General features: G+C 67.3%; 21 protein-coding genes and 1 tRNA gene. 16 read left to right on the top strand and 6 right to left on the bottom strand.

Annotation, left to right across the window (positions count from 1 at the left end; genetic code table 11):
* Together ACFP1K_RS31925 and ACFP1K_RS31920 are read left to right on the top strand one after the other, a co-directional pair.
* Positions 1–140, top strand: a 140-nt coding sequence (locus ACFP1K_RS31925) for a helix-turn-helix transcriptional regulator (protein WP_380760339.1), incomplete at its 5' end; no start/stop codon positions are given.
* Positions 140–1372 carry a site-specific integrase gene (locus tag ACFP1K_RS31920; RefSeq protein ID WP_380760331.1) on the top strand — a complete coding sequence of 411 codons (1233 nt, stop codon included), beginning with the start codon at positions 140–142 and terminating at the stop codon, positions 1370–1372. The genes ACFP1K_RS31925 and ACFP1K_RS31920, both read left to right, overlap by 1 nt.
* Positions 1373–2605: 1233 nt before the next feature.
* Here the strand turns inward: ACFP1K_RS31920 and ACFP1K_RS31915 are convergent.
* Positions 2606–3034, bottom strand: a complete 429-nt coding sequence (locus tag ACFP1K_RS31915; protein WP_380760329.1) for an NUDIX hydrolase — start codon at positions 3032–3034, stop codon at positions 2606–2608.
* A 74-nt stretch (positions 3035–3108) separates the two neighbouring features.
* Here ACFP1K_RS31915 and ACFP1K_RS31910 point away from each other — a divergent pair, with 74 nt between their 5' ends.
* The 13 genes from ACFP1K_RS31910 (at position 3109) to ACFP1K_RS31850 (ending at position 11880) form a co-directional block, all read left to right on the top strand.
* On the top strand, positions 3109–3894 hold the full coding sequence (locus tag ACFP1K_RS31910) for a GntR family transcriptional regulator (protein WP_380760327.1): 786 nt from the start codon (positions 3109–3111) through the stop codon (positions 3892–3894).
* A 227-nt stretch (positions 3895–4121) separates the two neighbouring features.
* Positions 4122–4487: a hypothetical protein gene (locus tag ACFP1K_RS31905; protein WP_380760324.1), complete on the top strand. Its 366-nt coding sequence runs from the start codon at positions 4122–4124 to the stop codon at positions 4485–4487.
* Positions 4484–4855, top strand: a complete 372-nt coding sequence (locus ACFP1K_RS31900; RefSeq protein WP_380760323.1) for a hypothetical protein — start codon at positions 4484–4486, stop codon at positions 4853–4855. The genes ACFP1K_RS31905 and ACFP1K_RS31900 overlap by 4 nt, the downstream gene beginning before the upstream one ends.
* Positions 4836–5120: a hypothetical protein gene (locus ACFP1K_RS31895; protein ID WP_380760320.1), complete on the top strand. Its 285-nt coding sequence runs from the start codon at positions 4836–4838 to the stop codon at positions 5118–5120. The genes ACFP1K_RS31900 and ACFP1K_RS31895 overlap by 20 nt, the downstream gene beginning before the upstream one ends.
* A gap of 99 nt (positions 5121–5219) precedes the next feature.
* Positions 5220–5957: a GntR family transcriptional regulator gene (locus tag ACFP1K_RS31890; RefSeq protein WP_380760318.1), complete on the top strand. Its 738-nt coding sequence runs from the start codon at positions 5220–5222 to the stop codon at positions 5955–5957.
* Between the two features lie 120 nt (positions 5958–6077).
* The gene (locus ACFP1K_RS31885) at positions 6078–6515 is read left to right on the top strand and encodes a plasmid replication, integration and excision activator (protein WP_380760316.1); all 438 of its coding nucleotides are present in this window, start codon (positions 6078–6080) and stop codon (positions 6513–6515) included.
* Complete coding sequence (locus tag ACFP1K_RS31880) at positions 6512–6790, top strand: hypothetical protein (RefSeq protein ID WP_380760314.1); 279 nt, start codon at positions 6512–6514, stop codon at positions 6788–6790. Before ACFP1K_RS31885 ends, ACFP1K_RS31880 begins: the two co-directional genes overlap by 4 nt.
* Positions 6787–7116, top strand: coding sequence for a hypothetical protein (locus tag ACFP1K_RS31875; RefSeq protein ID WP_380760312.1), 330 nt, complete (start codon positions 6787–6789; stop codon positions 7114–7116). The genes ACFP1K_RS31880 and ACFP1K_RS31875 overlap by 4 nt, the downstream gene beginning before the upstream one ends.
* 100 nt (positions 7117–7216) lie before the next feature.
* Complete coding sequence (locus tag ACFP1K_RS31870) at positions 7217–8641, top strand: FtsK/SpoIIIE domain-containing protein (RefSeq protein WP_380760310.1); 1425 nt, start codon at positions 7217–7219, stop codon at positions 8639–8641.
* An 11-nt stretch (positions 8642–8652) separates the two neighbouring features.
* On the top strand, positions 8653–8793 hold the full coding sequence (locus tag ACFP1K_RS31865) for a hypothetical protein (protein ID WP_380760308.1): 141 nt from the start codon (positions 8653–8655) through the stop codon (positions 8791–8793).
* Complete coding sequence (locus ACFP1K_RS31860) at positions 8790–10466, top strand: replication initiator (RefSeq protein WP_380760306.1); 1677 nt, start codon at positions 8790–8792, stop codon at positions 10464–10466. Before ACFP1K_RS31865 ends, ACFP1K_RS31860 begins: the two co-directional genes overlap by 4 nt.
* Positions 10463–10714, top strand: coding sequence for an excisionase family DNA-binding protein (locus tag ACFP1K_RS31855; RefSeq protein WP_380760304.1), 252 nt, complete (start codon positions 10463–10465; stop codon positions 10712–10714). Before ACFP1K_RS31860 ends, ACFP1K_RS31855 begins: the two co-directional genes overlap by 4 nt.
* The gene (locus ACFP1K_RS31850) at positions 10714–11880 is read left to right on the top strand and encodes a tyrosine-type recombinase/integrase (protein ID WP_380760302.1); all 1167 of its coding nucleotides are present in this window, start codon (positions 10714–10716) and stop codon (positions 11878–11880) included. Before ACFP1K_RS31855 ends, ACFP1K_RS31850 begins: the two co-directional genes overlap by 1 nt.
* A gap of 56 nt (positions 11881–11936) precedes the next feature.
* Here ACFP1K_RS31850 and ACFP1K_RS31845 read toward each other — a convergent pair.
* The 4 genes from ACFP1K_RS31845 to ACFP1K_RS31830 form a co-directional block, all read right to left on the bottom strand.
* Positions 11937–12012: transfer RNA gene (locus ACFP1K_RS31845), tRNA-Ala, on the bottom strand.
* Between the two features lie 13 nt (positions 12013–12025).
* Positions 12026–12748 carry an HAD-IA family hydrolase gene (locus ACFP1K_RS31840; protein WP_380760300.1) on the bottom strand — a complete coding sequence of 241 codons (723 nt, stop codon included), beginning with the start codon at positions 12746–12748 and terminating at the stop codon, positions 12026–12028.
* Positions 12749–12805: 57 nt separating this feature from the next.
* On the bottom strand, positions 12806–12925 hold the full coding sequence (locus tag ACFP1K_RS31835) for a DLW-39 family protein (RefSeq protein ID WP_347631961.1): 120 nt from the start codon (positions 12923–12925) through the stop codon (positions 12806–12808).
* Positions 12926–13267: 342 nt separating this feature from the next.
* Positions 13268–13663 (bottom strand): DUF3224 domain-containing protein, encoded by a 396-nt coding sequence (locus ACFP1K_RS31830; protein WP_380760298.1) that lies wholly within the window; start codon positions 13661–13663, stop codon positions 13268–13270.
* Positions 13664–13857: 194 nt separating this feature from the next.
* Here ACFP1K_RS31830 and ACFP1K_RS31825 point away from each other — a divergent pair, with 194 nt between their 5' ends.
* Positions 13858–14832, top strand: a complete 975-nt coding sequence (locus tag ACFP1K_RS31825; RefSeq protein WP_380760295.1) for an acetylxylan esterase — start codon at positions 13858–13860, stop codon at positions 14830–14832.
* A 10-nt stretch (positions 14833–14842) separates the two neighbouring features.
* Here the strand turns inward: ACFP1K_RS31825 and ACFP1K_RS31820 are convergent, their stop codons facing one another.
* The gene (locus ACFP1K_RS31820) at positions 14843–15604 is read right to left on the bottom strand and encodes an IclR family transcriptional regulator (RefSeq protein WP_380760293.1); all 762 of its coding nucleotides are present in this window, start codon (positions 15602–15604) and stop codon (positions 14843–14845) included.
* Between the last annotated feature and the right edge of the window lie 48 nt (positions 15605–15652).

The raw sequence follows: 15652 nt of genomic DNA, 5'->3' as shown, positions 1-15652 counted from the left end.
TTCAGGTCAGCCGGTGGACGCTCTATCAGCTGATGAACTCCGGCGAACTGGACTCGATCGTGGTGGGTGTGCGCTGCCGTCGCATCCCGGAATCCGCACTGGACGCCTACGTCAGCAGGCTCTGCGAGGAGGCGGCTTGATGGCCAAGCGCGCGAACAGCGAGGGCTCGATCTTCGCCTACAAAACCGGATACGCGGGATACGTCTGGGTCACCACGCCGGACGGCAAGAGAACCCGCAAGTGGTGTTACGGCAAGACCCGCGAGGAGACCCACGAGAAGTGGATCAAGCTCCATGAACTGGCGCGCAAGGGGCCGGTGGTCACCAAGTCGCCGAAGCTCTCCGACTACCTGACCGGCTGGCTCACGAACGTCGTGGAACCCAACCTCGCACCCAAGACCGCCGCCAACTACGAGATGTTCGCTCGGCTCTACATCACTCCCGCCCTCGGCGCCAAGCGGCTCGACAAGCTGACCGTGAAGGACGTACAGACCTGGGTGAACAGGATCCGGACCCTGTGCCAATGCTGCGCCCAGGGCAAGGACTCCGCCCGGCCCAAGACGCACAGCAACCCCAAGCGTCGACAGCAGTGCTGCGCGGTGGGGAAGTGCTGCATGTCCAAGCCTTCGGAGTGGACGGTGCACGACGCGTACATGACGCTGCGGGCCGCGCTGAGCAACGCCGTACGCGAAGAGGTGCTGAGCCGCAACGTCGCGGCCAACGTCAGAATGCCGATGCCTCGAAAGCGCAAGGTCAAGCCATGGTCGGTCGAGGAGGCGCGGGCCTTCCTGGAGTCCGCCCGCACCCGCGACGATCCGATGTACCCGGCCTACGTCCTGGTCCTGGTGCTCGGCCTGCGCCTGGGCGAGGCGCTGGGACTGCGCTGGGCGGACGTCGACCTCACCAACACCGAGATGACCATCGGCTGGCAGCTCCAACGAGTCGCCGGCAAGCTGCTGCACCGGCAGACCAAGACGGACGCCTCCGATGCCACGCTGCCGTTTCCCGAGATCGTGACGGCGGCGCTCCGTGCCCGTCAACGCGCACACGAGAAGGCCCGGGAAGCGGCGGGGGAGTCATGGCAGGAGACCGGACTCGTGTTCACCACCGCGAGCGGGCGACCGGTGGAGCCGTCGAACTTCCGGCGTAGCTTCGCCGGCGCCTGCGACAAAGCCAAGGTTCGCAAGGTCCACGTACACGCCACCCGGAAGACCTGCGCGTCCCTGCTCGTCGCGCTCGACGTCCACCCGCGCGTGGCGATGCAGATCCTCAGGCACAGCCAGATATCGGTCACGATGAACGTATACAGCGAAGTCTCTTCGGAGGAGACGCGTAAGGCGCTCAAGAAGCTTGGTGACCGGCTGGATTCGTAGTCGTTGCTGTATTTCCGTGCTGTACGCAGCAGAAAAGGCCACTTCCCGATCATGGGAGGTGGCCTTTGAGCTGGGGTGGAGCCTAGGGGATTTGAACCCCTGACTTCCTGCTTGCAAAACGGCCCAGTCAGCTGGGAAAACACCCCTGACCTCGGCGACAACCTTGCGCCGAATCCCCGCGACTCCCCCTTGATCACCCCCCTTAATGGCACGCTAATGGCACGCGATCAAGGGCGCGCCAGGCCGAACACCACTCCACCTCAACCCCGGCATCTCGGTAGGTCAAGAGACAAAGCCCTGGACCTCCGATCGCCAACCCCGTACGCCGGCCAACCACGATGAGACGATCGTGAGAGCAGTATCCGTGCGAGCGCTCGTCAGAGATTGGGCTGAGCGCTTACTTATCAGGACCGTTCGGCTCGTGATCAGCGGGCTACGGTCTGGCTCGCGACGGTGGCCGGTGGCCGTGATCGTGAGTGGTTGGGGAACTGTCGCAGCACGCGTTGCAGTAGCCCAACGTCCCCTGGTTCTCCCCCGTCCTCCTCGTAGCTGCCGTCCCCAGGGCGAGGACGCCGAGTCAAGGGTCAACGAAGTTGATCGCGCAGCGACGCCATAGGCGCCCTTGACTTGGCGTCCTCAACCGGGACACTTGACCAGCGAGGAGGACAGAGACGGATCTTGACCTGCTACCCTGGAAAAATCTTGAGGATATCCGCCGCACCGCTACCACCGAAAGGGAACGAACGGGTAGGGTCGCTCCCATAACATAAGACCTCGCGACGACGTAGGCGACGATCAGAAGCTGATGCTTCTATCGTCGCTTTTTGCGTTCGAGGACGGAATCGTAAGGAGGTGAAATATGAGCGCAGCTGAGGAGATCGGGCGGACGGTACGGCTCACAACGGCAAACTGGGGCCGTACCGCCCGCCTATGCGCCCTGCTTGTGTGTACAGCACTTGCAGGCGCGCTGTTCATTGCCGTTCGCCAACTTCCGTTGATCGCATGGTGAGCTAGCGAAGGCAGTCCTTTCACCCTATGGCGACCGTCTGTGCAGCGCTACCTTCACAGACGGTCGTCTGGTTCTCGCGGCCCGAGGCGGGCGCACGCGAGAACGGCCGCTAGGCCGCACGCGCAGCGTGCGGCACGCAAGCAGGGCCGCGAGCGGCGCGGAGCGCCGCCTTGATACATAACAGCGGAATTCGGCAAGATCCTCGGTGCTCTTGGGTGACTGCTTCAGAGCAGGTGTGTGCCGTCGTGGTGGCGGATGGCCGGTATCTGATCGTCGCGCATGGCGTCCAGGACGCGGACAGCGAAGGCTTCGGATGCGAGGGTGCGGACCTCGTCTGCGGTGACCCAGCGGAACGAGCGGGCCTCGTCGGTCTGGGTGAGGGTGCCGCCGATGACCTTGCAGCGGAAGACCAGGGCGATGATGTTGCGGGTCATGTTCTTGTAGACGCCGGTGAGGGTGATGGGGTCGACGTCGAGGCCGGTTTCTTCGCGGATTTCGCGGCGTAGGCCGGTGTGGATGTCTTCGTGGTGTTCGAGGATGCCGCCGGGGGCTTCCCAGTGGCCGTTGTCGCGGCGTTGGGTGAGGAGGGCTCGGCCTCGGTCGTCGATGATCACGCCTGCCACGCTGACGGAGTGCGTGTTGTGGTGATCCATCGGGATTACCTCCGGCGGTGCTGGTCGCTATTCTCGACGGCGGTACACGTATGTACGAGTCGAGGAGTTGGGTCGTGGCCGAGCTGCCGTTGCCGGATCTGGACCCGACCAGCGATCGGGCGGTGTTCCGTCAGATCGCCGATCACAGCCGTGATGCGATCGAACAGGGCGTCTTGGCTGAGGGGGACAAGGTGCCCTCGGAGGCTCGGCTCATGCAACATTACGGTGTGGCGCGGATGACCATCCGCAACGCGCTGCAAGTGCTTCAGGGTGAAGGGCTGACGGTCGCGGAGCATGGGCGTGGGGTGTTCGTGCGGTCGCATCCGCCGGTGCGGCGGTTGGCGTCGGATCGGTTCGCTCGGCGTCATCGTGAGCAGGGTAAGGCCGCGTTCATCGCCGAGACTGAAGGGGCCGGCGGGAAGCCTTCGGTGGATTCGATCCGGATCACTGAGGAGGCGCCGTCGGCTGATGTGGCGTCGCTGCTGGGGCTGACGGCGGCGGACTCGGTGATCCGTCGCTCTCGCCGGTATTTGATCAACGGGCAGCCGGTGGAGACGGCGGTGTCCTACGTTCCGGCGGTGATCGCTCGGGGGACGCGTATCGCGGAGCCGGACAGTGGGCCGGGTGGAATCTATGCGCGGCTAGAGGAGTTGGGGTTCCGGCTGGATCACTTCGTGGAGGACATCCGGTCGCGGATGCCGCTGCGTGATGAGATGCGGGCGCTGAAGCTTGCGCCGGGTGTTCCGGTGTTTCACCTGGTGAGGACGGCGTTCACGTCAGATGGCCGGGCGGTGGAGGTGTGCGACACGGTGATGTCGAGTGATGCGTATGTGTTGTCGTACGAGTTGCCTGCGCGGTAGGGCTTGACGAACTCCTCTAGAGGAGTCATAAATGACTGAGCAAAGCACTCCTCTAGGCGAGTAGACAGCTATGGGAGTGATCTTCGGACCGGCGACGTGATCGGGTGGAGTCACATGACCGACGAGTGCGTGTCCTGCGCGGGACGCGGATGGAAGTACGTCAGCCCGCGGCGCGGATTACTTGCCGTACCCGGCCAAGTCCCTGCGTCCGGCCGCGTGCAACAGCCGTGCTCTACCTGCTGGGGGGCTTCCGGCCCAACCTTCTCCGGCGGAGCGGCGTCGTGATCGGCAGGCCGGGGCCGGCGCGGGAGGGTGGGTCGCATCGGCGTTCGTCGGGGCGGCACCGGCCGGGGCGTCTACCGGAGCGGGTGTCGCGGCGAGACTTCGATGCCGCTGCGATCGCGCAAGCGGAAGTGCTTGATCAGCTCGAACCGGCGTGGGTGGTCTGGTACGGCGTGTACTTCCGCCGGTTCTACGCGATCGCGCTTACCTCCGGAGTCGGCCCGTTGTGTATCGCGGCGGGGTCGTGTGAGGCGTTGCGGAAGATGATGCGGGAGTCGGAATCGTCGGTACGGCTGGCGGTGTGGGCGTGATGTTCTCCGAGGAGATCACTCTGCGGCGGGCCACCGCGCAGCGTGATGCGCTGGCCGACCTGGGCAAGATTCTCAGCGGGTCTGGGCTGCGTTGCCTGGTGGTGGAACGAGTACGGCTGGTGATCACGCGTTCCTACGGCCCCCGGGCCTATCTGCCGCCGCATATGGAGGTCCGGGACGGGACGCGCCTGGTGGTGACGATCTCGGTGAGTGAGCGGGCCGGACGGCGGCCGTATTTCATGGTCACCTTGCCCGGCGGGATCCAGGTGCGCATGGGCGACGTGACCGACGCCGAGTTCACCGCCGGGTACGTACGCCGGGTTCCCGAGCTGCAACAGGACGCGGACGGTGGTCGTGGCGCGCGGTGAGGATCAGCCGGTGTCGCTGGCCGTGCTGGCGGATGCCTACGGCCGTCACTGGGAGATCATGGATTCTGCGGGCGGCGGCTGGATCGCGGTGCGCCGTCACGGGGTGTCCGCCGGTGCGGTGGCGCGAGGGCTGTCGAACGTGCGGTGTGCCGGCACGTTGGCTGAGCTGGCCCGGTGTCTGGAGAGCGAAACCGAGATGGAACGACGGCCGCCGCGCTTCGACAGACTACCGGCAGTGGTGATCCCTTCCCCCCGGAAGTCGTAACCGCGCGGCGGCTGGCCGATGCGATCTTTCGACGTTCAGCTATGCAGCAAAGGTGCTGCTCAGTATCCTGACGATAAGTCGAGTAGTGGGGTTGTTGTCATGTCGGTATCTGATGGTGAGTACGCGCCGCCGAAGTATGCGCAGATCGTGACGGCGATCCGGCGGAAGATCGCCGATGGTACCTACCCCCCGGGGTCGCAACTGCCCTCGGAAACCCAGCTCGTTCGCGAGTTCGCGGTGAGTCGTCCCACGGTGGTGCGGGCGCTTCAGGTGTTGCAGCTTCGCGGGATCATCGATCGTGAGCACGGCCGGGGGTCGTTTGTGAAGGCGTCCCCGCCGGTCGGTGAGGGGGAGTCGGCTCGTCCGGGGCGTGCGGTGCTGGATCGGGTGGAAGCCGAAGAGGGTGCGGCGGTGCTGCATGCGGGGGTTGTCCCGGCGCCAGCGAACGTCGCGGGGATGTTCTCGTTCCCGGCCGGGACGCCGATGGTGCGGCGTCAGGTGTTGCTCAGTGCGGCTGATGAGCCGTGTGAGCTGGTCACGTTCTGGTGCCCGGTGGAGATCGGGCAGGGGACCGACCTGGGCGGGGAGCGGCCGTTGACGGTCAGCGTGCGTCAGCATCTGCACGCGGTGGCGGGGCTGCGGCTGGAACACGTGGTGGAACGCCTCGCCGCACGCCACCCGGTGCCTGATGAGGTGCAGGTGTTCGGCCTGGGTAAGACGGCGGCGGTGTTGGGGGTGGTGGCGCGGGTGTTCGCCTCCGGTAGCCGGTTGGTGCTGGTGGTGGAGATCGGGCTGCCCGGGGCGCTGCATGAGTTGGAGGACTCCTACTCGTTGTGATGTGACGTAGCTCACACCGATATAGGGAAACTTGTCTTGTCCAGTGAGCGTTACACCGATTAGAGTCACTCGACAGTACGAGTTGCTGACAGTACGACTGGAGAACAGGAGAACAGGGCAATGGCCATCCCGCACAGCTTCCGCGTCACCTTCGGCGAGGCGTTCCCGCACGGCTGCTTCATGGTCGGGGACGTCGAACAGGTCAAGGACTTCGACGCCTCCACCGCCGGCAAGCCGGTGTACGCCCGGGACAAGAACACCGGCGAGTTCGTCTGGCAGGTCACCGTGGTCGACTGCGACCCAGACGCCCGGGACAAGACGGTCAAGGTCAAGGTCAGCTCCCCGGTACGGCCGGTTCCTCCGGCACCGCTGACCGGGCTGCCGTTCATCCCGGTGGAATTCGACCAGATGACCGTCATCCCCTGGCTGAACGGGCAGCGCATCGCCTACTCGGTCCGGGCCCGCCAGCTGCACGCTCCCACCGCCGGGGCCGGTATCCACCCCACCGGCAACGGCAATGGCAAGCCCGCCACGGTCGGCAAGGACGCGGCGGCGTGACCGCGGGCAGGCGGGTCAACGGGTCCTGGCAGACCACCACGCTGCACATCGACGGACGGGCACGGGCGGCGTGCCTGAGCTACCCGCACCGCACACCGATCCTGGAGATCGGCGCCGGGAACTCGATCATCAAACTCACCCTGCACGCCAGCCACATCGACCAGGCCACCGTCACCTTTGCCCGGGAACTGGCCGAACAGGCACACACCTTCGCCCGTGAGGTCGAACGACTGCACCCCACCCACCCCACGCCCCGGCAGGAGAACACCTTATGAGCGGCTACAGCTACACCACGATCACGATGGAGCCCGACCAGGCTCCCCGGGTGGCGATGCACCTCTACCCCGACCAGCACGCCCGGATGACCTACTTCCCGGCCACCGACACCCCGGCGGCGTTCATCTTGATCGAACACGCCAAGGCACACCTGAGCATCGGAACGACCAGCGACACGACGATCACCGACGCCCACGTGCAGTTCGCACGAGACCTGTACGGCGCGGCGGCGCAGTTCCTTGCTGACTGCGAGCGACTGCGCGACGACCACGCCACCCAGACCGACCAGCACGACACGTCGGCGAACCAGGGGGCTGCGGCCTGACCGGTTGGCGTGGTGGGGCCGCTGGAAGCGGCAACTTCCGGCGGCCCCTGCAACACATCTCCCCAAGCGACACGACATCACGAGAAGAGGCACCCAGCTTATGTTGCGTAAGCTCCCCGGCGATCACACCCGCGACATTGTCTCCACCGTTCCTACCTCGGTGGTGTTCCGGCCCGTCGTGGTCAACACCCCGGCCATCATCACCCTGGCCGCGCTGCTAGTCCGCGCGTTGGCCGGCGCGGCTCGGACGGTGTGGCGGCATCCGGTCGCTTGCCTGGCCGTCACCGTCCCGATCGCGTTATGCCTGCTGCTCGGCTGGCGTACCGGCTTGCTCGTCCCGCTGGCCGTGGTCTCGGCGCTGACCGGGTGGCGGTTCACCGAACCGGCGTCGTTCACCCGGTGGGTGGGGCTGCGGTTGCGGGCCTGGTGGGTTCTGATGTGGGTGTACCGGCGGCACTGGCAACCGGTCATGGTCGTCTCCGGACTGGCCAAGCACCTCGGCGCCCGGGAGTACCTTCCCCGGCTGGTCAAGGTCACCTGCACCCCGACCGCTGACGTGGTCCGGGTCAAGATGCTGTCGGGGCAGTCGGCCGACGCCTGGCAGGAACGGGCCGACAACCTGGCGCACGGCTTCGCCCGGCCCCAGTGCCGCGTTACCCTCGGCGCCCCCGGGCGCCTGGTCCTGGTCTTTCCTCGGCGGGATCTGCTCGCCACCGCGATCCCGGCTCTGCCGTTGCCTGCTGGTCCGCTGGTGGCTTCGGTGCCGATCGGGCTGCGGGAGGATGGCGCGCCGTATCTGCTCAAGCTGCACGGCACACATGTCCTGGTGGCCGGCGCCACCGGTGCGGGCAAAGGGTCGTGGCTGTGGTCGGCGATCCGTGCGCTGCTGCCTGCTGCGGCGGCCGGTCTGGTCCAGTTGTGGGCGCTGGACCCCAAGCTGATGGAGCTGTCCTACGGCCGGGACCTGTTCGGCAAACGCTACGCCGCCGATCCGGCCGACTGCGCCGAGCTGCTGGAAGCGGCGGTGCAGGTGATGCAGGAACGCGCGGCCCGATACGCGGGGGTTCACCATGCGCATGTCCCCACCGTGGATGACCCGTTCGTGGTGGTGATCGTGGATGAGGTGGCGTTCCTGACGGCTTACCAGACCGATCGCAAGCTCAAGGAACGCATCCTGGGTGCGCTGGCCACCTTGACCACTCAAGGCCGTGCGGTCGGCTTCACGGTCCTGGCCGCGCTCCAGGACCCGCGCAAAGAGGTGCTCAGCATCCGCAACCTGTTCCCCGACAAGATCGCACTACGGCTCGACGAACCCACCCAGGTAGATCTCGTGCTCGGGGATGGTGCCCGGGACCGGGGCGCCCTGGCCGATCAGATCTCCTCCTACCCCGCGACCGGGGCCGGCGTCGGGTATGTGCGGCTGGAAGCCAACCCCGAACCTGTCCGGGTCCGGGCCGCCTACGTCAGTGACACCGACATCCGTGCGATGGTCTACGAGTTTGCCGGGGTCGGTGAGGGGCGATGACGCTGGCGTACGTGTTGGATGGGCTTCGGTGCGAGGTGTGCCGGTGCCTGAACATGCTGTGGCTGGACCCGGTGCGCGGCATCATCGAGTGCCACGCCTGCCACCAAACCGCCATCGCCCTCCCCCCGGAGAACGGCGGTGAGGCCCGGTGACCCATCCCGCCGACCGCACCCTGCCCCGTGCCGTGCGCGCGTCGATGCCGATGGCACTGGACGTGATCGAAGAGGTCGCCCGGCAACACGGGGTGTGCATCCGGCCGGTGCCGCTCAAGCGCACCGACATCACCACCGGCACGGTGGAGTACGTCAACATCCCCTGCGGCGCCACCCTCGACGCCAAGTGTGAACCCTGCGCGCGGCGGGCCGTGCAGTTGCGCAAAGCCCAGTGCCGTGAGGGCTGGCACCTGGACGACGAACCCGTCACCGAACCCGCGCCGCCCACTGAGCGGCAGCGGTGGCTGATCGAGGAACGCGCCGACGCTCACGCCGGCCGGGAACTCGCCGTACAGAACGGGGACGACCTTGCGGCGTGGGATGAGGCCATCACTCTCGTGGAAGATGAGCTGGCGACCTCCGGGGTCCGGGGCAGTGTGCTGCCCGAGCAGGGCAAGCCGCGGCGCTCTCGCTCCACCCGGCGTCGACAGGATGCCCCTGAGCTGCCCAAGCGGCAGCGTGAGGCGCGCACCGTGGGGCGGACGTTCGCCGCACCGGACGGCAGGATCTACCGGCCGTCGCTGTTCGTCACGTTGACCTGTGACACCTATGGCAAGGTGCGCCACGACGGCACCCCGGTCGACCCGGCAACGTACGACTATGTGCGGGCGGCTCGGGATGCGATCCACTTTCCCAAGCTGGTGGACCGGTTCGTGCAGAACCTGCGCCGGGTCGCCGGGTACGACGTGCAGTACTTCGCCACCGTCGAACCACAAAAGAGGCTGGCTCCACACCTGCACATGGCCGTACGCGGCACCCTACCCCGCACCGAGGTCAAGGCCGTCGCGGCGGCCACCTACCACCAGGTGTGGTGGCCACCGTGCGACCGGGTCCGATTCGAGGGTGATCACCTGCCGGTCTGGGTCGTCGACGACAACGCCGCCGACCGGGACGACGGGCAGGCCGGCGACTACCTCGACCCGACCACCGGCGAAGTCCTGCCCACCTGGGAACAGGCACTCGACCAGCTCGGCACCGACCCCGACGCCCAACCGCTGCACGTGGTTCGCCTCGGCCCACAGATCGACGTCAAAGGCGTACTCGCCGGATCACCCAGCGCGGACAAGGGCCTGACCTACCTCACCAAGTACCTCACCAAGTCCCTGTCCACCTGCCACCAGGCCACCACCGACACCCAACGCGCCCACCTGGAACGGCTGATGGCGGTACTTCGCTACGAGCCATGCGCACCGAGCTGCCCGAACTGGCTGCGGTACGGAGTGCAGCCCAAAGCCGCCAGGGCGGGCATGCGGCCGGGGTCGTGCCGGGGCAAGGCACACAAGCCCGAACACCTCGGGTACGCGGGCCGGCGGGTCCTGGTCTCCCGCAAATGGTCAGGCAAAACCCTGACCGAACACAAACACGACCGCCGGGCCTGGGTGCTGCAACAACTCGGACTTTCGGCAACCGACGAACAGACCCAACCCCCTGACCCCCACCGCTACCTGTGGCGCGTCGTCACCCCCGCCGATCACGACGTGCCACCCATGGCCGAACGACTACTCACCGAGATCGCTAACCGGCAACGATGGCGCGCCGCACTCGACCAGGCACAAGCACGAGCAGACGGACAACCCACCCCAGAAATTCCGGCAACAGGGAGGGCAGCATGAGCAGGCGGAGTGTCGGTGTAGTGCGTACGCCGCCTTCCGACGTCGTGCGTGGTCGTCTGCTGACGGTCGAGCAGGCGGCCGAACGGCTGAACACCTCGGTGCGGTTTCCTCGTCGCCTGATCGAAGAGCGGCGGATCACGTTCGTACACATCGGTCGCATGGTCCGCATTCCAGAGTCGGCGCTTGAGGACTTCATCCGGGCCGGACTGGTGGAACCGATCTCCACAGGCAACGGGAGGGCGGCCTGATGGCGAACCGCGATGGCCACCGCCGTTTCGGCAACATCCGCAAGCTCCCCTCCGGCCGATTCCAGATCCGCTATCCGGGGCCTGATGGTCAGTTCAGGACCGGGGACACGACTTTCGCCACGCGGACGCATGCGGATCGGGCGCTCATCATCATTGAGGCTCAGCTCATCGCGGGGGAGTGGACCGATCCCCAGCGTGGCAAGGTCCTGCTCGGCGATTACGCGCGGGCGTGGATCAGGGAACGGCCGGGTCTGCGGCCCAAGACGGTGGAGGGCTACACCTGGCTGCTGAACCGGCACATCGTTCCCGGCCTCGGCGGTGTGCCGGTGGGGAAGCTGTCCACCCCGATGGTGCGGGCCTGGCGGGCAAGCCTGCTGAACGCCGGCATCTCGGTGTCGACAACGGCCAAGGCGTACCGCCTGCTGCGGGCCGTGCTCATGACGGCGGTGGAAGAGGACAAGATGATCAGCCGGAACCCGTGCCGTATCAAAGGGGCCGACAACGAGCACACCCCGGAGCGGCCGATCCTCACCGTGACCCAGGTGTTCGAGCTGGCCGACCGGATGGCCGATCGGCGGTTCCGGGCGCTGGTCCTGCTGACCACCTTCGCGAGTCTGCGATGGGGCGAGGTGATCGCATTGCGCCGGGCAGATGTCGACCTGACGGCCCGCACGGTACGCGTCCGGGAACAACTGCTGGAACTGGACGGCGGACAGATGCTCCTCGGGCCGCCCAAGTCACGGGCCGGCAGGCGCACGGTCGGCATCCCGGCGGCCATCGTGCCCGCGCTCACCGATCACCTTGACGAGTTCGTCGGCGATGACGCGGACGCCTTCGTCTTCCTGGGGCTGCATGGCGGCTTCCTGCGGGGTGGCAACTTCCGCCGGGCTGCCAAGTGGGGCGAGGCGCTCAAGGCTATGGGGATCACGGGGCTGCACTTTCACGATCTCCGGCACACCGGTAACACGCTGGCCGCGCAGTCGGGGGCGAGCTTGGCGGACCTCAAGGCGCGGATGGGGCATGACAGCGACCGGGCTGCGCTGATCTATCAGCATGCGACACGAGACGCGGATCAGAAGATCGCCAATGCGTTGAGTGCGCGGGTGGAGGCGGACCGGAAAAGCGCCGATAACGGGGGCACCGGTGCGCCGATCGCTGCGGGCTAATGGCACGTTAATGGCACGAGCGCCCCGTTTCCTGAGTGGAGACGGGGCGTTTGGCCTGGTGGAGCCTAGGGGATTTGAACCCCTGACTTCCTGCTTGCAAAGCAGGCGCTCTGCCAACTGAGCTAAGGCCCCTTGGGGGGTTAGCTTACCTGGAGGTGGTGGCTACTGGGGTGGGGGTGGGGGTGGTGTCTAGGACTAGGGAGGGGAAGTCGGCTATGGAGTCGATGATTCTGGTGGCGCCGCCTCGGAGGAGGCGTTCTCGGCTGTGGACGCCGGTTAGGACGCCGGCGACTATGCGGGCGCCGGCTCGGGAGCCGCAGAGCATGTCGCTTTCTGAGTCGCCTACTACTGCCACCTCGCGGACGGAGCCGATCTTGAGGCGGAGGATGGCTGTCAGGACCATGTCGGGCCAGGGGCGGCCGCGGCCGGCGTCTTCGGGGCAGAGGGCCAGGTCGACCTTGTCCATCCAGCCTACGGTGCTCAGGACTCGGCCCAGGGTGGCTCGGCTGAAGCCGGTGATCAAGCAGATTTTGATGTCCGCGGCGCGGAGCTTTTCCAGTGCCTCTACGGTGCCGGGGACGGGGAACAGGCCGGCGCGGTCGATGGCTCCCTGGTAGGAGCGCTCGAAGGTGAGGTTGGCGGCCTGGGCCTGGGCCTCGTTGGCGGGGAAGATGCCGCGGAAGACCTCGATCTTGGGGTTGCCGCGGGAGCGGTGCACGTGCACCATGGCCCGGGCGTACGCCCCGGTGCCGGGGACGATTCCCTGGGTGGCGATCGCCTCGGCGAACGCCCGCTCGACCATGGAGATGTCGCCGATCGTGGTGCCAGCCAGATCAAGGCAGGCCAATTTGATGGACGAACCGGTCATACCGTCGTCCTCACCGAGAGGCGTAAGCATCGACGCGCCCGCATCGTCAGCCGGTGGTCAGTTGTCGCCGCCGGTCGCCTCGGTCCACAGATCGAGCTCGGCGCGGTCCGCCTTGACCTTGCGCCAGACCAGCAGACCTCCGACGGCGAGGATCGCGAGGACGATCAGCTTCTTCACGGTGCAACCCCACTTCTCAACGGTCTCACCAGCAGCGGCTGGGACAACGCCGGGTTTCTAACAGATGATTGCAGCCTAGCAAGGGATCGGGTCACACCTTTGGCCGCACGAGAAGCGGTTGTCGCCAATCTTGCGATACGGAACCGTCTTCCCGACATCTGTCACGGGCCTCGGTCCTTCAGGTAAGACCCCTGAGCTGGCGTTGGCCGGTCCGCTGGACTCGGAGGTTCTACCTCTCAGCCCTGCTTATGCCATTTTCTTCATCCTTGCTACCCCCCATACGGGTCTACCCCTATAAGGACACCGGTTGTCCACAGCCTGTGGACAACCGGTGCGCGAACTTCAGGGCAGCTCGTAGTCCAGGACGTACGTGTGGCCGCCGTCCTCCTCGATGGCGATGCCGCCGCCGCCCGCGATGCCGAGCAGTTCGCCGGTGCCGGAGTCGGGAAGGATGGTCCAGCTCAGCGACCGCTCACCCCCGGAGCCCGAGGCGGTGTGGTGCAGGACGAAGGTCCCCTTGCGCCCGTGGGCCGTGCCGGTGAAGCGCTCGAACGCGACATAGGCGGCCGAGCCCTCGACCGCGGCCGTGGCGGTGAGCAGGTCAGCCGTACTGGTGCCGTCCAGGTCGCCGTGGAAGGTCTTGGTGACGTGGACGCGGCCGATCGTGGCCCCCTCGTCCTCGTCGGCGGTCTCCTGGTCCCAGCGGTCGATCTCGAAGCTGCCGGTGGCGCGTGGCACGGAATTCCTCCCCTTGTCGTGGAACACCTCAACATCCTGCCCGGCATACCTGACAGTTGCCGTCAGGTACCACGATCGGTCATCCAGCATGAATTCCGACAATCGACCTGCTACCGCTCCGCCAGCTACCATGAAAAAGCGGAAATCGCGCGGTGAGCAGCCCTTCCGGCACGCCCTACGCAAACGGAGAGAAGATGGCCCTGTTCGACTTGCCCCTGGAACGTCTCCGCGACTACCGGCCGGACCGCGACGAGCCCGCCGACTTCGACGGCTTCTGGAAGGACACCCTGGCCGAGGCGTCCAGCCACCCCTTGGAGCCGAGCTTCACGCCGTACGACGCCGCGCTGTCCACCGTTGAGGTGTTCGACACCACGTTCGCCGGCTGGGGCGGCCATCCGATCCACGCGTGGCTGGTGGCGCCTCAGGGCACAACCGCGGCGCCGTGCGTCGTGCAGTACATCGGCTACGGCGGCGGGCGCGACCTGCCCCTGGACCACCTGGTGTGGCCGGCCGCCGGGTTCGCGACGCTGGTCGTCGACACCCGCGGCCAGGGCGCCCAGCACCACAACAGTTCCGGCTCCACCGGCGACCCGCACGGCGGGCCGCACATGCAGGCCCCCGGCGTGATGACGCGGGGCATCCTCGACCCCGAGCACTACTACTACCGGCGGGTCTTCACCGACGCCGTGCGTGCGGTGGACGTCGCGGCGGCCCACCCGGCCGTGGACGCCGACCGTATCGTGGTGGCCGGCGTCAGCCAGGGCGGCGGCATCGCGCAGGCTGTCGCGGCGCTCCAGCCGAAGGTCGCGGCGGCGCTGATCGACGTGCCGTTCCTCACCCACTTCCGGCGCGCGGTGGAGATCACCGACCGCGACCCTTACCAGGAGATCGTGCGGTTCCTGTCCACGCAACGGGACAGCGCCGAGCAGGTCTTCCGCACACTGTCGTACTTCGACGGGCTGAACTTCGCGGCCCGCGGCGAGGTCCCCGCGCTGTACTCGGTGGCGCTGATGGACTGGATCTGCCCGCCGTCCACCGTCTACGCCGCCTACAACCTGTGGGCCGGGCGCAAGGACATCACCGTGTGGCCGTGGAACGGCCACGAGGGTGGCGGCAGCAGGCAGCGCGACATCCAGCTGCGCTACCTGCGCGACCTCTTCGCGGGCTGAGCCGAGGGCGTCAGGGCGGCGCGTCCACGCCGTACGCCTCGGCGATCCGCCGTGCCCCGGCCAGCAGGGGTTCCACCAGCCGCGGCAGCTCACGGGTGCGCCGGGACGACAGCACGATGCCGATCGCGGCGATCGGCCGCCCGCCCACGATGATCGGCGCGGCGGCCGAGCACGAGCCGAGCGTCATCTCCTCGCAGGTGATGGCGTATCCCTGAGCGCGTACGGCCGCCAGCTCGCGGGCGAGCCTGCCCGGCTCGGTGATCGTGTGCGGGGTGGGCCGTTCCAGCTCGCGGGCGAGGTACGCGCCGATGAACCAGTCGGACTCGTGCGCCAGCAGCGCCTTGCCCACGCCGGTGGGATGCATGGGCAGGCGCGTGCCGGTCCGCGACACGATGGGCACCGCGTTGCGGCCGTGCACCTTGTCGACGTACAGCACCTCCACGCCGTCCCGCACGGCCACGTGGACGTTCTCCCCCGTGGCGGCGAACAACTCCTGCAGCCACGGGTGCGCGACCTCCCGCAGCCTGCTCGGGGCGAGCTGGCCGAGCTCCCACAGGCGAAGGCCGATGTGGTAGCGGCCGTCCCGGTCCCTGGCCAGCGCGTGCGACGCCTCCAGTTCCCCGACCAGGCGGTGCGCGGTGGAGAGCGCGACGCCGCTCCGCTCGGCGATGGCGGTCAGGGTGAGGCGCTGGTGGCCGGCGTCGAAGGCGCCGAGGACGGCCAGCACCCGGGATGTGACCGACCGCCCCGGCTCGCGTGATCCGCCGGACACGACAAAGACCTCCTACGGCAGGGGCACCGACCCGGGAAATTCTGGCAC

Source organism: Sphaerisporangium aureirubrum (assembly GCF_042658925.1).
In the GTDB taxonomy this organism is placed as follows: Bacteria; Actinomycetota; Actinomycetes; order Streptosporangiales; family Streptosporangiaceae; genus Sphaerisporangium; species Sphaerisporangium aureirubrum.
Note: the sequence above shows the minus strand (reverse complement) of the source record. Positions and strands in the feature narration are given on the sequence as shown.

Bases quoted from the DNA above. Each gene is read 5' to 3' on its own strand.
- ACFP1K_RS31920 (WP_380760331.1), top strand. From the start codon at position 140: ATGGCCAAGCGCGCGAACAGCGAGGGCTCGATCTTCGCCTACAAAACC.
- ACFP1K_RS31915 (WP_380760329.1), bottom strand. From the start codon at position 3,034: ATGGATCACCACAACACGCACTCCGTCAGCGTGGCAGGCGTGATCATC.
- ACFP1K_RS31890 (WP_380760318.1), top strand. From the start codon at position 5,220: ATGTCGGTATCTGATGGTGAGTACGCGCCGCCGAAGTATGCGCAGATC.
- ACFP1K_RS31885 (WP_380760316.1), top strand. From the start codon at position 6,078: ATGGCCATCCCGCACAGCTTCCGCGTCACCTTCGGCGAGGCGTTCCCG.
- ACFP1K_RS31875 (WP_380760312.1), top strand. From the start codon at position 6,787: ATGAGCGGCTACAGCTACACCACGATCACGATGGAGCCCGACCAGGCT.
- ACFP1K_RS31870 (WP_380760310.1), top strand. From the start codon at position 7,217: ATGTTGCGTAAGCTCCCCGGCGATCACACCCGCGACATTGTCTCCACC.
- ACFP1K_RS31855 (WP_380760304.1), top strand. From the start codon at position 10,463: ATGAGCAGGCGGAGTGTCGGTGTAGTGCGTACGCCGCCTTCCGACGTC.
- ACFP1K_RS31850 (WP_380760302.1), top strand. From the start codon at position 10,714: ATGGCGAACCGCGATGGCCACCGCCGTTTCGGCAACATCCGCAAGCTC.
- ACFP1K_RS31840 (WP_380760300.1), bottom strand. From the start codon at position 12,748: ATGACCGGTTCGTCCATCAAATTGGCCTGCCTTGATCTGGCTGGCACC.
- ACFP1K_RS31825 (WP_380760295.1), top strand. From the start codon at position 13,858: ATGGCCCTGTTCGACTTGCCCCTGGAACGTCTCCGCGACTACCGGCCG.